This window comes from Luteibacter sp. TLI7-4A (assembly GCF_056754745.1).
Window position 1 is genome coordinate 1,459,217 of the sequence record NZ_JBPGWO010000001.1, and the last position, 15,375, is coordinate 1,474,591.

The 15,375-nt window shown below is 66.4% G+C and carries 13 protein-coding genes; 7 read left to right on the plus strand and 6 right to left on the minus strand.

Annotated features, from left to right (window positions below; genetic code table 11):
• Positions 1 to 122: 122 nt before the first annotated feature.
• Positions 123 to 1,640, minus strand: coding sequence for a fumarate hydratase (locus ACR9Y6_RS06410; RefSeq protein WP_481280549.1), 1,518 nt, complete (start codon positions 1,638 to 1,640; stop codon positions 123 to 125).
• A 118-nt stretch (positions 1,641 to 1,758) separates the two neighbouring features.
• Between ACR9Y6_RS06410 and ACR9Y6_RS06415 the strand changes: the two genes are divergently transcribed.
• From ACR9Y6_RS06415 to ACR9Y6_RS06435, 5 genes are all read left to right on the plus strand, one after another.
• Positions 1,759 to 2,733, plus strand: a complete 975-nt coding sequence (locus ACR9Y6_RS06415; protein ID WP_481280550.1) for a thioredoxin family protein — start codon at positions 1,759 to 1,761, stop codon at positions 2,731 to 2,733.
• 93 nt (positions 2,734 to 2,826) lie between these two features.
• On the plus strand, positions 2,827 to 3,432 hold the full coding sequence (locus ACR9Y6_RS06420; protein WP_481280551.1) for a PadR family transcriptional regulator: 606 nt from the start codon (positions 2,827 to 2,829) through the stop codon (positions 3,430 to 3,432).
• Positions 3,429 to 4,181, plus strand: coding sequence for a siderophore-interacting protein (locus ACR9Y6_RS06425; RefSeq protein WP_481280552.1), 753 nt, complete (start codon positions 3,429 to 3,431; stop codon positions 4,179 to 4,181). The genes ACR9Y6_RS06420 and ACR9Y6_RS06425 overlap by 4 nt, the downstream gene beginning before the upstream one ends.
• A gap of 116 nt (positions 4,182 to 4,297) precedes the next feature.
• A complete protein-coding gene (locus ACR9Y6_RS06430; protein WP_481280553.1) occupies positions 4,298 to 6,463 on the plus strand; it encodes an AsmA family protein in 2,166 nt (721 codons plus the stop codon).
• A 159-nt stretch (positions 6,464 to 6,622) separates the two neighbouring features.
• On the plus strand, positions 6,623 to 7,519 hold the full coding sequence (locus ACR9Y6_RS06435) for a DMT family transporter (RefSeq protein ID WP_481280554.1): 897 nt from the start codon (positions 6,623 to 6,625) through the stop codon (positions 7,517 to 7,519).
• A 906-nt stretch (positions 7,520 to 8,425) separates the two neighbouring features.
• Here the strand turns inward: ACR9Y6_RS06435 and ACR9Y6_RS06440 are convergent.
• The 4 genes from ACR9Y6_RS06440 to orn all read right to left on the minus strand — a co-directional run bounded on the left by ACR9Y6_RS06440 (position 8,426) and on the right by orn (position 12,502).
• A complete protein-coding gene (locus tag ACR9Y6_RS06440; RefSeq protein WP_426287774.1) occupies positions 8,426 to 9,361 on the minus strand; it encodes an isopenicillin N synthase family dioxygenase in 936 nt (311 codons plus the stop codon).
• Between the two features lie 22 nt (positions 9,362 to 9,383).
• On the minus strand, positions 9,384 to 10,787 hold the full coding sequence (gene glmM / locus ACR9Y6_RS06445; protein ID WP_481280555.1) for a phosphoglucosamine mutase: 1,404 nt from the start codon (positions 10,785 to 10,787) through the stop codon (positions 9,384 to 9,386).
• Between the two features lie 238 nt (positions 10,788 to 11,025).
• Positions 11,026 to 11,931 (minus strand): dihydropteroate synthase, encoded by a 906-nt coding sequence (gene folP / locus ACR9Y6_RS06450; protein WP_481280556.1) that lies wholly within the window; start codon positions 11,929 to 11,931, stop codon positions 11,026 to 11,028.
• Positions 11,932 to 11,935: 4 nt separating this feature from the next.
• Positions 11,936 to 12,502, minus strand: a complete 567-nt coding sequence (orn, locus tag ACR9Y6_RS06455; protein WP_306847175.1) for an oligoribonuclease — start codon at positions 12,500 to 12,502, stop codon at positions 11,936 to 11,938.
• A gap of 80 nt (positions 12,503 to 12,582) precedes the next feature.
• Here orn and sbcB point away from each other — a divergent pair, with 80 nt between their 5' ends.
• Both sbcB and ACR9Y6_RS06465 read left to right on the plus strand, forming a co-directional pair.
• The gene (gene sbcB / locus ACR9Y6_RS06460) at positions 12,583 to 14,007 is read left to right on the plus strand and encodes an exodeoxyribonuclease I (protein WP_481280557.1); all 1,425 of its coding nucleotides are present in this window, start codon (positions 12,583 to 12,585) and stop codon (positions 14,005 to 14,007) included.
• Positions 14,008 to 14,014: 7 nt separating this feature from the next.
• A complete protein-coding gene (locus ACR9Y6_RS06465) occupies positions 14,015 to 14,701 on the plus strand; it encodes a DUF2461 domain-containing protein (protein ID WP_481280558.1) in 687 nt (228 codons plus the stop codon).
• Between the two features lie 290 nt (positions 14,702 to 14,991).
• Here ACR9Y6_RS06465 and gloA2 read toward each other — a convergent pair whose 3' ends face one another.
• On the minus strand, positions 14,992 to 15,375 hold the full coding sequence (gene gloA2 / locus ACR9Y6_RS06470; RefSeq protein ID WP_481280559.1) for an SMU1112c/YaeR family gloxylase I-like metalloprotein: 384 nt from the start codon (positions 15,373 to 15,375) through the stop codon (positions 14,992 to 14,994).

A 15,375-nucleotide genomic window follows, 5' to 3' on the forward strand; every position in this document is an offset into this window, starting at 1 on the left:
CTTCCCACTCCATCGCCGACAGGGTCGGCTCCCACCAAACCGCGCTTGGGAGCCGCAATGTGTGGGAGCCGCTTAAGCGGCGATCCGCGCAAAGCGCGGCCCGCCGCCCCGACCCAACACCATCAAACAACCACCACCGGAATCTTCCCGATCTTCGACCGCCATTCCTTCGGCCCCGTCTCATGTACCGACGTACCGGCGCTGTCGACCGCCACGGTCACCGGCATGTCCTTTACCTCGAATTCGTAGATCGCCTCCATGCCCAGGTCTTCGAAGGCCAGCACGCGCGACGCCTTGATCGCCTTCGACACGAGGTACGCCGAGCCGCCCACGGCCATCAGGTACACCGCCTTGTTGTCACGGATCGCCTCGATCGCCGCCGGGCCGCGCTCGGACTTGCCGACCATGCCCAGCAGGCCGGTGGACTCCAGCATCTGCCGCGTGAACTTGTCCATGCGCGTGGCCGTGGTCGGGCCGGCGGGGCCGACGACTTCGTCGCGCACGGGATCGACCGGGCCAACGTAGTAGATGAAGCGGTTGGTGAAATCGACCGGCAACGTCTCGCCGCGATTCAACATGTCGATCATGCGCTTGTGCGCGGCATCGCGGCCCGTCAGCAGCTTGCCGTTGAGCAGGATCGTCTCGCCCGGCTTCCAGCCCTGCACTTCCTCGCGGGTGATCGTGTCGAGGTTCACCCGGCGCCCCTTGGAGGCGTCGTAGGTGAGCTTCGGCCAGTCTTCCAGCGACGGCGGATCGAGGGCGACCGGGCCGGAGCCATCGAGCACGAAGTGCGCATGGCGCGTGGCGGCGCAGTTGGGAATCATCGCCACCGGCAGGTTCGCCGCGTGGGTCGGGTAATCCTTCACCTTGATGTCGAGCACGGTGGTCAGGCCACCGAGGCCCTGCGCGCCGATGCCCAGCGCGTTGACCTTCTCGTACAGCTCCAGGCGCAACTCCTCGGCGCGATTGGATGGCCCGCGAGCGATCAGGTCGACGATGTCGATCGGCTCCATCAGTGCTTCCTTCGCCAGCAGCATCGCCTTCTCGGCGGTGCCGCCGATGCCGATGCCGAGCATGCCCGGCGGGCACCAGCCGGCACCCATCGTCGGCACGGTCTTGAGCACCCAGTCGACGATCGAATCGGACGGATTGAGCATGGCGAACTTGGATTTCGCTTCCGACCCGCCACCCTTCGCGGCGACGATCACGTCCACCTTGTCGCCGGGGACGATGGAGACGTTGACCACGGCCGGCGTGTTGTCGCGCGTGTTCATCCGCTTGCCCGCCGGGTCGGCCAGCACCGAGGCGCGCAGCTTGTTGTCCGGATGGTTGTAGGCGCGGCGCACGCCCTCGTTGACCATATCCTCGACGCCCATGGTGGCGTCGTCCCAGCGCACGTTCATGCCCACCTTGAGGAAGACGGTGACGATGCCGGTGTCCTGGCAGATCGGCCGGTGCCCTTCGGCGCACATGCGCGAGTTGATCAGGATCTGCGCGATGGCGTCCTTCGCCGCCGGGGACTCTTCGCGCTCGTAGGCGGCGGAGAGGTTCCGTATGTAATCCACCGGGTGGTAGTACGAGATGTACTGGAGGGCGTCGGCGACGCTGGTGATGAGGTCGTCCTGCTTGATCGAGGTCATGGCGCTGCGGCTGGCTCGCGAGGCTGGCAAAAGAGCGATTTTAGCGCACCGGGCCGGTGTAAGGTGCCGGGGCCACGGCCGGTCTGTTCCAGGCACCCCAGAGAACCATGGAGTTCCCATGCGCCACCCGTTCCGCATCGCCCTCTTCGCCTGTGCCCTAGCCGCCACCGCCCTCGGCATCGCGCGGCCCGTGGTGGCCGCCCAGACCGCTCCCGAATTCGCCGGCATCGCCGCCTGGCAGAACTCCAAACCGCTCACCATGCGCCAGCTTCGCGGCAAGGTGGTGTTGATCGATTTCTGGGCCTATTCCTGCATCAACTGCCTGCGCACCCTGCCCCACGTCACCCGCTGGTACGACCAGTACAAAGACAAGGGCCTGGTGGTGGTCGGCGTGCATTCGCCGGAGTTCCCGTTCGAGAAACAGGAAGGCAACGTGCGAGACGCCATCAAGCGCTACGGCATCCGGTATCCGGTCGCCCAGGACAACGACCTGGAAACCTGGGACGCCTGGGACAACCAGTACTGGCCGGCGGAATACCTGGTGGACCAGCGCGGCAACGTCGTCGCCCATCACTTCGGCGAGGGCAACTACCTAGAGATGGAGAACGCCATCCGCACCTTGCTCGGCCTGCCCCGCCTCGCGGATGAGAAGGCCGCCGGCGGCGACAAGGACGCCCCGGATTTCAACCAGTTGGGCTCGCCGGAGATGTACTTCGGCAGCGACCGCAGCAAGAACAACGCGAGCCCGGAAGGCTCGGACAAGGGCACGCGCGACTTCACGGCACCGTCGCGGCTGGAACTCAACCAGTTCGCCCTGGTGGGCCGCTGGGAGATCGGCCGCGACAACGCCAGCCTGGTCGGGCCCAACGGCGAGATCCGCCTGCATTTCAAGGCGAAGAAGGTACACATGGTGGCCAGCGCGAACGATCCGGTGACGGTGGAGGTGCTGGTCGACGGCAAGCCGCAGGCGCCGGTGACGATCCAGGCGTCGCAGCTGTACACCTTGTACAGCGCGGAGGATTACAAGGATCACGTGCTGACGATTCGGATTCCGAAGGCGAACTTCCACGCGTTCACCTTCACCTTCGGGTAAGAGCATCGCCGACAAGTCGGCGATTCGCTCTTGCAAGAGTGTTTCTTAAGATATATCGTACGACCACTACGTACGATATATCGGAGAACACCCATGCACCTTTTCCACCATGCCCGGCATCGTTTCCACGAGCACATGGCCGCCATCGGCCGCGGCGGCGGCCGTTTCGGCGGCGGCCCCTTCGGTTTCGACGACCGCGACGGCATGCGCGGCGGCCGCGGCGGCGGGCGCTTTGGGGGCCGCATGTTCGGCACCGGCGACCTGCGTCTGCTCCTGCTCGCCCTGATCGAGGAACAGCCCCGCCACGGCTACGAACTGATCCGCACCATCGAGGAAATGTTCGAAGGCCAGTACAGCCCCAGCCCAGGCGCCATCTACCCGACCCTTACCATGCTCGAAGAACTGGGCTACGCCCGCGTCGAGGCCGAGACCGGCGGCAAGAAGCTCTATGCCATCACCGATGCCGGCCGTGCCTTCCTCGCCGAGAACCGCGACAGCCTGGACGCCCTCACCGAACGCCTGCAGGTGATGTCGCGGCACATGCGCCGGATGACCGTGCCCAATCCGGTGCGCGAAGCCATGCATGTGCTCAAGCACCAGCTGATGAACCATCACAAGGCCTGGGACGATGCCGAGATGGCGCGTGTCGCCAAGCTGATCGAAGCCACCGCGAAGGCGGTCGCGGAGCGCCAGGGATGAGCGAACGCCATGCGATAACGCGCGTACGCCACGCGCTGAAGATGCGCCGGCTCGAAGTGAACCATGTGCGGCGCCTCACGCCGCACATGGTTCGCGTGACACTCGCCGGCGCGGATCTGGACGGCTTCGTTTCCGCGTCGCCCGACGACCACGTCAAGCTGTTCTTCCCCGTGTCCGACGGCTCGATCAACCCGCCCACGCTCGGTCCCGACGGCCCCGTCTATCCCGAGGGCGTCGAGCCCTCGCCCGCCCGCGACTACACGCCGCGCCGCTACGACGCCGCGCGCAACGAACTCGACATCGACTTCGTCCTGCACGGCGAGGGCCCCGCGTCCACCTGGGCGGAACACGTCAAGGTCGGCGACAGCCTCTGCATCGGCGGTCCGCGCGGCTCGATGCTCGTGCCGGACGATTTCGATCACTATGTGCTCGTCGGCGATGCCACCGCCCTGCCCGCGATCGGCCGCTGGCTCGAGGAAATGCCCGGGACCACGCCGGTGACGGTGCTCGTCGAGATCGTTTCGGACGAGGAACGACAGGCGTTGAAGCGCGATGTCCGCTGGTTCGTCGCCGGCGAATCGCCCAGCCTAGACGAGGCGCTGGCCGCGCTGCCGATCCCCGCGGGCGACACGTTCTGGTGGGTGGCGACGGAGTCCAGACGCGCCCGCGCGCTACGCGCACTGCTGGTCGAGGAACGGCGCATCGACAAGGAATGGGTCAAGGCCACGGGTTACTGGCAGGCCGATTGATCGCACCGAGGTACTCACGCCAGCTCCACCTCGCTTAATCTTCACCTCCCAAGAACACATAACCTTGGCGGGCTTCAGGTTAACTCTGGGCCCGTTGCAGGAGCGGAGGCGGCACGATGCGGCGAGGCAGGAAAATACTGGCGTGGGTACTCGGGATCCTGATCCTGCTCGTCGTGGCGATCGTGCTGTTCATCGCCTTCTTCGACTGGAACCGGTTGAAGCCGACGATCAACGAGAAGGTCTCCGAGGCGATCGGCCGCCCGTTCGCGATCAACGGCGACCTGTCCGCGCATTGGTCGCGCGAGCCGGGCGAAGGCGGACTCGTGGGACTCGTTCCCTGGCCGCATTTCACCGCGCGCGACATCACCGTGGCCAATCCAGACTGGGCGAAGTCGAAGCAGTTCGCCACGCTGGCCACGCTGGACTTTCGCCTTTCTCCCTTCCCGCTCCTCGCCCATCGCATCGTCGTGCCGGAGATCCGCCTCGGCCAACCGCAGGTCGCCCTGGAACGCGTGAAGAACGGCGACAACACCTGGACCTTCAAGCTTCCCGAAAGCACCGGTCCGTCCGAATGGCAGCTCGAACTCAATGCCATCGCCTTCGACAAGGGCCACATCGACTTTTCCGATGCGATGAACCAGATCGTCATGGGCATCGACGTGACGCCGCTCGGCAAGGGCATTCCGTTCGACGAGATCATGGCGCAGCAGGAGAAGGATTCGCGCGCGCAGGCCAACAAGATCACCGGAGCCAGCGCCAAGGCGATGTCCAGGAGCGACGCCGACGAAAAGGACCGCCAGGACGAGACGAAGAAGAAGCAGGTCTACTATTTCGCGTGGGACGCCAAGGGCACGTACAAGAAGTCGACCGTGGCGGCCAAGGCACGCACCGGCGGCGTGCTGGCGCTGCGCGATGCCAACCGGCCCTTCCCCGTGCAGGCCGACGCGCGCTTCGGCGACACGCGCATCGCCTTCGTGGGCACGCTCACCGATCCGCTGAACATGGGCGCGCTCGACGTGCGCCTATGGTTCTCCGGCACGAGTATGTCCCATCTCTACGACCTCACCGGCATCACCTTGCCGGACACGCCGCCGTTCGCCACCGAGGGTCACCTGAAGGCCAACCTGAAGAAGGGCGCGAGCGTCTACACGTACGAGAACTTCACCGGGCGCGTCGGCGGCAGCGACCTGGGCGGAAGCCTCGTCTTCGATACCGGCGGCCAGCGCCCGAGCCTCACCGGCAAGCTGAAGTCCAACCAGTTGCTCTTCAGCGACCTGGCGCCCCTGATCGGCGGCGGTTCGAACGAGGAAAAGGCGCAACGCGGTGATGCGGTGAAGCAGCCGGCCGACAAAGTCTTGCCCGTGGAGCCGTTCAAGACCGACCGCTGGAACGCGATGGACGCCGATGTGCAGTTCACCGGCGTGAAGATCGTCCACGGCGAGCGTTTGCCGATCGACAACCTCTCGACCCACCTGGTGCTGAAGGATTCCGTGCTGGTGCTCGACCCGCTGAAGTTCGGCGTCGCCGGTGGCACCGTGGGCAGCAACATCCGCCTGGACGGCTCGAAGACACCCATGAGGGGCGGCTTCAACCTCGGCGCGCGCCACCTCAAGCTGAAGGAACTCTTCCCCACCTTCGCGCCGATGCAGACGAGCTTCGGCGAGATGAACGGCGATGCCTCCCTCACCGCCACCGGCAACTCGCCGGCCGCCTTGCTGGGCAGTTCGAACGGCGAGGTGAAGCTGCTCATCAACGACGGCGCGATCAGCAGTTCGCTGCTGGAACTGGCGGGATTGAATGTCGGCAGCTACGCGGTCAACAAGCTGTTCGGCGACGAGGTGGTGAAGATCAACTGCATGGCCGCCGACCTGGTCTCGACCAACGGCGTGATGGAGTCGCGGCTGTTCGCCTTCGATACCGAGAAGGCGCTGATCAACGTCACCGGCGATATCGATTTCCGCGAAGAGAAGCTCAACCTCGATATCGTGCCGCATACGAAGGGCTTCCGGCTCTTCTCGCTGCGTTCGCCCTTGTACGTGCATGGCACGTTCAAGGACCCCGCGCCGGGCGTGCACGCCGGGCCGTTGATCCTGCGCGGCGGTGGCGCGGTGGCGCTGGCGGTGTTCGCCGCCCCGGTCGCGGCGCTGGCCGCCCTCGTGGTGCCGGAGAGCGGCAAGGCGGACGCGACGCAGTGCAAGCCGTTGCTGGACGACCTGCGCAAGAATCCACCCAAGGCCCCGCCGGCCGGGAAGGCGACGCCTGCGGGGAAGGCGCGCGGCTGACCTATCGCCGCCGCAAGCACCCATCGCCGACAAGGTCGGCTCCCACCCAAGATGGTTGCGCTCTGGTGGGAGCCGACCTTGTCGGCGATGCTCCTCCCCCATCGGCAATGCCCTTACCGGCTCCTGTAAAACACCCCCGCCTTCGGGCAAGCTCTACCGATGTCTCCTTCTCGCAAAGCCCACCTGCAGATCCACTTCTGCGTCCTGCTCTGGGGCTTTACCGCCATCCTCGGCAAGCTGATCACCCTGCCCGCGCTGCCACTGGTGTGGTGGCGCATGCTCCTGGTGTCGGGCACCCTGCTCTGCGTGCCCAGGGTCTGGCGAGAACTGCGCGCGATGCCCCGACGCCTGCTGTTTTCCTATGCCGGTGTCGGTGTCATCGTGGCGCTGCACTGGCTCACCTTCTACGGCGCCATCAAGCTCGCCAACGCGTCGGTCGCGGCGACCTGCATCGCGTTGTGCCCGATCTTCCTCGCGATCGTCGAACCGTGGGTCGCGGGACGCCGTTTCGATCCGCGTGAATTGTTGATCGGCGCGGCGGTGGTGCCGGGCGTGGCCTTGGTCGCGGGCGGACTCCCTGGCGACATGCGCCTGGGCCTCGCCATCGGTGTGCTCTCCGCACTGTTCGTGGCCTTCTTCAGCGCGCTCAACAAACGCCTGGTCGAAAAGGCCGACGCCTTGACCGTGACCTGCGTCGAACTCGGCACCGGCACCCTGTTCCTCACCGCGCTCGCCCCCTTCCTCGCCTCGCCCGCGTTCGTCCTTCCCGATCTGCACGATGCCACGCTGATGCTCGTGCTCGCCTATGGCTGCACGCTGCTGCCCTTCGCGTTGGCGCTCGCCGCGCTACGACATATCTCGGCGTTCGCGACGCAGATGGTGACGAACCTGGAGCCGGTGTATGCGATCGTCCTGGCGATCCCGTTGCTGGGCGAGCAGCGCGAGCTGGGCTGGACGTTCTATGCCGGCGTGGCGGTCATCCTGACGGCCGTGTTCGCGCATCCCTGGTTGCATCGCGGGGAAAAGGCGGAAGCGGCGGACCTCGTGACACCCTGATCGGCCCTCGGAGCGACCAAAGCCCTTTAGAAACAGCAAGGGGCTAGAGAGGCAGCAGGGGCTGGTTCCCTGGGAACCGCGCCTTCGGTGGGAGCCGACCCTGTCGGCGATGGGTGCTTGCCTCAGGCTGACCCGCTGCCGCGGGATCGCCGCTGAAGCGGCTCCCACAAAGGCTGCCACAAAACACAAAGGCTGTCGGAGCCTGGCTTTGTGTGGGAGCCGGCTCTGCCGGCGATGGGTGCTTGTCGCAAACTGGCCCGCTGCCGCGGGATCGCCGCTGAAGCGGCTCCCACAAAGGCTCCCGCAAAGTACAAAGGCTGTCGGAGTCTGGCTTTGTGTGGGAGCCGGCTTTGCCGGCGATGGGTGCTTGCCTCAATCTGGCCCGCTGCCGCGGGATCGCCGCTGAAGCGGCTCCCACAAAGGCTCCCGCAAAGCACAAAGGCTGTCGGAGTCTGGCTTTGTGTGGGAGAAGGCTTTGCCGGCGATGAGTGCTTGTCGCAAGCTAGCCCGCTGCCGCGGGATCGCCGCTGAAGCGGCTCCCACAAAGGCTGCCACAAAGCACAAAGGCTGTCGGAGCCTGGCTCTGTGTGGGAGCCGGCTCTGCCGGCGATGGGTGCTGGCCTCAGTCTGGCCCGCTGCCGCGGGATCGCCGCTGAAGCGGCTCCTACAAAGGCTGCTGGCTCCCGGCTACACCTTTGGCTTTTCGTGCCGTCAGGCGCGGCCACGGGCGCGCACGGTGCGCTGGCGTCGCGTGCGTTGGGCCGCCGAGCGGACGGCGGATTTTTTTCGGGGCGACGAGCGCTTGGCTCGCGAAGGCGGGCGTGAGGGTGTCACTGGTGACTCCGGAAACGGAACCGGGAGGATGGATGCTCTCTCCCTCCCGGTGAAAAACCCGCTAAGACGCGATCAGATCAGCTTGATCTCGCGCAGACGTTCCTGAAGGTACTCATGCGCCGTGATCGGCTCGGGGTAGCGCTTCGGGTTGTCGGGCGTGACGCAGGACGGCAGCACGTCGAGCACCACGTCGGGGTTCGGGTGCAGGAAGAACGGTACGGAATACCGCGGCTTGCGTGCGTTCTCGTTCGGTGGATTGGTCACGCGGTGGGTCGTGGACGGGTACACGTGGTTGGTCAGGCGCTGGAGCATGTCGCCGATGTTGACCACGATGGCATCGCCCTCGGTGGTGATCGGCAGCCAGTCGCCTTCACGCGTGAGCACTTCCAGGCCTTCCGCGCTCGCACCGACCAGCAGCGTGATGAAGTTGATGTCCTCGTGCGCACCGGCGCGTACGTTCGGCACGTCGGCCTGTTCGATCGGCGGGTAATGGATCGGGCGCAGGATCGAGTTGCCCGAGTCGATCTTGTCGTCGAAGAAACGCTCCGGCAGCTCGATGTGCAGGGCCAGGGCGCGCAGCACGCGGGCGCCGAGCTGGTCCAGCGCTTCGTACAGCCCGTAGCCGTGCTCCTTGAAGTCCGGCACCTCGGCCGGCCAGACGTTGGGCGGCATCACGTCGGCGAATTTCGAATCGCGCGGGATCTCGCGGCCGATATGCCAGAACTCCTTGAGATCCGCGAACTTGCTGTCCTTGGCGGTTTCCACCTTGAACGGCGTGTAGCCACGCGCGCCACCGCCACCGGGGATGTGATACTTGCGCTTGGTCTCGTCCGGCAAGGCGAAGAAGCGCTTGAAAGCGTCGTACGCGCCGTCGATGGCCTCTTTCGCGATGCCGTGTCCGCTGATGCAGCAGAAACCGAATTCGCGATACGCCGCGCCCAGCTCGGCCACGAAGGCCTCGCGATCGGTGTCGTAGCGACGGATATCGAGGGTGGGAACCTTCTTCATGCTGTGTCCGCTGGTCGGAGGATCAGGCCGTGGCCTGGGCCGCCGATTTTACGGCGTCGGCCAGCTGGGCCGCCAGCCGTTCCACCTCGGCCGCATCGGCGGCCTCGATGGTCACTCGCACGAGGGGTTCCGTGCCGGAAGCCCGCAGGACCACCCGGCCACGGCCTTCCAGCGCCGCTTCCACCTCGGCCAGCGCTTCCTTCACCGTTTGCGTGCCGAGCGCCGCCTTGGCGCCCTCGACCCTCACGTTGACCATCGTCTGCGGCAACTTGACCAGCCCCGCGCGGGCCTCGGCGAAGGTCTCGCCCGCGTCGGCCAGTGCTTCGAGCAAGGCCAGCGCCGCGACGATGCCGTCGCCCGTGGTGAAGCGGTCCAGGCACAGCACATGGCCGGAGGTCTCGCCACCGAGGACGCCACCATATTCCTTCAACTGCTGCAGGACGTAGCGGTCGCCGACGTTCGCGCGGACGAAGGGAATGTCCATGGCCTTGAGCGCGCGCTGCAGGCCGTAGTTGCTCATCAGGGTGCCGACCACGGGGCCGGGCAAGGCGGCGCGACGCTTCCAGTGCCGGGCGATGACGTAGAGCATGTCGTCGCCATCGGTGACGGTGCCGTCGGCATCCACGATGCGCACGCGATCGCCGTCGCCATCGAAGGCGATGCCGAGGTCGGCACCTCGCGCGACCACGGCCGCGGCGAGCGCGGCGGGGTCGGTGGAGCCCACGCCGCGGTTGATGTTCAGGCCGTCCGGTTCGGTACCGATGGTCGAGACCTCGGCGCCCAGTTCGCGGAACACCTTCGGCGCCACCTGGTACGTGGCGCCGTGCGCGCAGTCGAGCACGACGCTCAGGCCACGGAGGGAGAATTCATCGGCGACGGTGGATTTGCAGAACTCGGCGTATCGGGTCACGGCGTCGTCGATACGGCTGGCCTTGCCCAGCGCGTCGGAGGCGACGGTGACGAAATCGGCCTCGATCTCGGCCTCGATCTCGGCTTCCAGCTCGTCGTCGAGCTTTTCGCCCTGGCCGGAGAAGAACTTGATGCCGTTGTCCTGGTGCGGGTTGTGCGAGGCGCTGATGACGATGCCCGCGTCCGCCCGCAGCGAGCGGGTGAGGAAGGCGACGGCGGGCGTCGGCATCGGGCCGAGCAGGCGAACGTCGGCGCCGGAGGCGACCAGGCCGGCTTCCAAGGCCGATTCGAACATGTAGCCGGACACGCGGGTGTCCTTGCCGATCACCACGGTGACCTTGCGGCTGTGGTCACGGCGGTCAGGGCCGGCGGTGGCGCCACGACGGTCGGCGGCGCGGCGACGCGCCAGCACGGCACCGGCGGCGCGGCCCAGGCGGAGGATGAAATCCGCACTGATCGGATAGGTACCGACATGGCCTCGGATGCCGTCGGTGCCGAAATACTTGCGTTCACTCATGGTCTTATCGTCCTTGCAGGATCGGCAAAGGATACTCCGGCGGGATGAAAGTGCCGGATATTCCGGAAGGGCTAGCCAGGTGGTGGGGCTATCGCCGACAAGGTCGGCTCCCATCGGGCGCGGTGCCCGCGGGGGTTTCGCGGCCACGGCGACCTACTGGGTCGAGGCTATCGCCGACAGGGTCGGCTCCCACCAGGGTGCGGGAACGCCGGGGGGCGTGGTGCCCAGCCCCGGAAGGTCAGTCGTCGTCGGGCCAGCGGGGCATCGAGGGTTTGTCGTGGCGGGGCGCCGTGTCACCGGCCTTGACGGCGGCCCATACGGCCAGGGCGTCGACCGTCGGGGCCACATCGTGGACGCGGACCATGACGGCGCCGCGCTGCACGGCGATCAACGCCGCGGCGACCGAGCCGTGCACCCGGGCGGACGGTTCCTGCCGGCCGGTCATGGCGCCGATCATGCCCTTGCGCGAGACGCCGACGTAAGCGCCGGCGCCGAGTTCGGCGAAGCGCGACATCGCCCGCAACAGGGCCAGGTTGTGTTCGAGGTTCTTGCCGAATCCGAAGCCCGGATCGACCAGCACCCTGCGCCGCTCGATGCCCGCCAGTTCGCAGGAGAACAGCCGGTCGGTCAGGAATCGATGGACATCGCCCACCACGTCGTCGTAGTCCGGAGCGTCCTGCATCGTCCGCGGCTCGCCCTGCATGTGCATGAGGCAGACCGGCACACGCAGTTCGGCGGCGGTATCCAATGCGCCTTCGCGACGGAGGGCGTAGACATCGTTGATCATGCCCGCGCCCGCGCCCACGGCGGCGCGCATCACTTCGGGCTTGGACGTGTCGATGGACAGCGGCAGCGTGGTACCTGCCGAGAGGCGTTCGATCAACGGCACGACGCGGCGGATTTCTTCCTCCACCGACACCTCATCGGCACCGGGGCGGGTGGACTCGCCGCCGATGTCGAGCATGTCCGCGCCCTCTTCCGCCAGCTTCATCGCATGCGCGTAGGCGGCTTCGAGGGTGTCGTGGCGGCCACCGTCCGAGAACGAATCCGGAGTGACGTTGACGATGCCGACCACGCGCGGCCGGTCGAGCACCAGTGCGCGGCCATTGCAATCGAGCACCGTGGCGAAGGGATCGGTATTCATGGGGTCAGCCCGGCTGTTGGCCGCCGAGCGCGCCCATGAAGTGGCGGTAGTAGCGCAGCTCGTCGATGGAATCGCGGATATCGGAAAGCGCCGTGTGCGCCGAGTCCTTGGCGAAACCACGGAGGATTTCCGGCGACCAGCGCCGCGACAGCTCCTTGAGGGTGGAGACGTCGAGGTTGCGATAGTGGAAATAGCGTTCCAGCTTCGGCATTTCGCGGTGCAGGAAACGCCGGTCCTGGCAGATGGAGTTGCCGCACATCGGCGACTTGCCGGCGGGAACCCACTGGCGCAGGAAGGCGATGGTGGCTTCCTCGGCCTGCTCGGGCGAGGTATCCGATTCCACCGAGCGTCCCCACAGGCCGGAGCGCATGTGCTGGTTGCGATTCCAGGCGTCCATCTGCTGCAGGCGGGCGTCCGCATGCGAGATGGCGAAGACCGGTCCCTCGGCGAGCACGTTCAGATCCTTGTCCGTCACGATGGTGGCGATTTCCAGGATGGAATCGTTATCCGTATCCAGGCCGGTCATTTCCAGGTCGATCCAGATGAGGTTGTCTTCGTTCGCTGGCGTCATGGGCGCTCCTTGGGTACTGCGGAGTCTAACCCGCGAGACCCCTGGCCTGCAGGAGCACCGGAACGTGAGATCATCGCCGGATGGCAGAACCGACCTTCTTCTGGCACGACTACGAAACCTTCGGCACCGATCCCCGGCGGGACCGTCCGAGCCAGTTCGCCGGCATCCGCACCGACGCCAACCTCGAGATGGTCGGCGAGCCGGTGATGATCTACTGCAAGCCGCCACGCGACATGCCGCCGCAACCGGCCGCCTGCCTCGTCACCGGCATCGCACCCCAGCTGGCCGAACGCGAAGGCCTGAAGGAAGCCACGTTCGCCGCGGCGATCCACGAACAACTCGCCCTGCCCGGCACCTGCACGGTCGGCTACAACTCGCTGCGGTTCGACGATGAGTTCACCCGCCACCTGCTGTATCGGAACTTCTACGACCCCTACGGTCGTGAGTGGGAAAACGGCAACTCGCGCTGGGACCTGATCGACCTGGTACGCATGTGCCAGGCACTGCGTCCGGAAGGCATCGTCTGGCCTACCCGCGACGACGGCATGCCGAGTTTCAAGCTGGAACACCTCGCGACGGCGAACGGGCTGAAACAGGCACGCGCGCATGACGCGCTCTCGGACGTCGAAGCGCTGATCGACCTGGCCCGGCTCATCCGCCAGAAACAGCCGAAGTTGTGGGATTGGTACTTCGCCCTGCGGCGCAAGCAGCGCGTCTTCGAGCTGCTGGACGTGGCGGCGATGACGCCCGTCGTGCACGTGTCGTCACGCTACCCCGCCAGCCGGCAGTGCCTGACCGTGGTCGCGCCGCTGGCGGCGCATCCCTCGCGCGCCGGCGAGATCATCGTCTACGACCTCACCGCTGATCCTTCCGACCTGCTCGCGCTCGACGACAGCGACATCGCCGACCGTGTGTTCACCGCGCGCGCCGACCTGCCGGAAGGCGTGGAGCGGATCGCGCTGCGCACCATCCGTGCGAACCATGCGCCGGCGCTGGCGCCCCTGTCCGTGCTCAAAGGCGTCGACCATGCGCGCCTCGGCCTCGACATGGACGCCGTGGAACGTCACCTGGGCGCGCTACGCCATGCGAGCGGGCTCGCCGAGAAGCTGCGCCGTGTCTATGGACACGCGGCGACGATGCCACCAGCGGAAGATCCGGAGCTGGCGCTGTACGGTGGCTTCCTGCCGGACGCCGACCGCCGCCTGCTGGCCGAGGTGCGCGCCACGCCACCGGAGCAACTGGGCACGCATCGCTTCAACTTTCGCGACCCCCGTTATCCGGAACTGCTGTTCCGCTATCGTGCGCGCAACTGGCCGGAGACGCTCAGCCTCGAGGAACACGAGCGCTGGGAGGCCTTCCGCGCCGACCGCCTCACCCGCCACGGCCCGCTCACGACCCTCACCCTCGACGATTACAACGCCGAACTCGCCACCCTGCGCGCCCTGCCCGGCGCACCCCTCGCCCTGCTCGACGAGCTGGAGGCGTGGGGCCAGGAACTTCGCTGAAGACCCCATGCCAAAGACCTATTTCACGCCCGCCACCTTCCGCTTCTTCAAGTCGCTGGTCCGCAACAACAACCGCGAGTGGTTCCAGGATCACAAGGACGACTACGAGCGCCACGTGCGCGAGCCGTTCCTCGAACTGATCGGCGATCTCGCCGTGCCGCTGGGCAAGATCAGCCCCCACTTCCGGGCCGATCCGCGCAAGGTGGGTGGCTCGCTGTACCGGCTTCATCGGGATACGCGCTTCGCCAACGACAAGCAGCCGTACAAGGGCTGGCAAGGCGCCCGGTTCTTCCACGAGCGCCGGCACGAAATCCAGGCACCGGGGTTCTACCTGCACATCCAGCCCGGCGAATGTTTCGTCGGCGGCGGCATGTGGCACCCGGAGCCGCCGGTGCTGAAGAAACTGCGCGAATTCCTGGCCGATAATCCGGGGGCTTGGAAGCGTGCCACGCACGGGAAGGCGTTTCAGGAGCGCTTCTCGTTCTGGGGCGAGAGCCTGTCGCGGCCGCCCCGTGGGTTCGACGCGAATCATGAGCTGATCGACGACCTGAAGCGGAAGAACTTCGCCGCCGGGCGGGATTTCGACGAGGCCATGGCGTGCTCGCCGGAGTTGCTGCCCTTCGTGGTGGACCACTTCAAGCGACTGGCCCCGATGGTGGATTATCTGTGCGCGGCGCAGGAGTTGGAGTTTTGACCGAGGTGGGCTGGCGGTCGCTGCCGCGACCATCGCCGCTGAAGCGGCTCCCAAAAGAGCACCCGCTGCCGCGGGATCGCCGACAGGGTCGGCTCCCACCAGGTTGCGGCTAGTCCAGTGGGAACCTCAGCGCGCTTTGGTGGGAGCCGACCCTGTCGGCGATGCTCTTGCGTCACAGGAACTATCTCAGCAAGCCATTGTGGGAGCCGCTTCAGCGGCGATCTCACGGCAGCGGTTGCTCTTGTGGGAGCCGCTTCAGCGGCGATCCCGCGGCAGCGGGCCAGTTCCCCTCAGCGCTCGTAGAGTTCGATCGGCAAATCGTCCGGGTCGGCAAAGAACGTAAACCGCCGCCCCGTGTATTCATCAACACGAATCGGCTCGCACACCACCCCGCGCTCACCGAGCGTCGCCACCACCGCATCGATGTCGCTCACTGAAAACGCCAGATGGCGCAACCCTTGCGCCTCCGGCCGCGACGGCCGTTTCGGCGGCGATGGGAACGAAAACAACTCCAGCTGCACGCCGGGGCTCACCTCCAGGTCCAGCTTCCACGAGTCGCGCGCTTCGCGATACGCCTCGTGGACCACCTTCAGCCCCAGCACCTCGGTGTAAAACGTTTTCGAACGCGCGTAGTCGGAACAGATCAACGCCACGTGGTGAATCGCTTCGAGCAT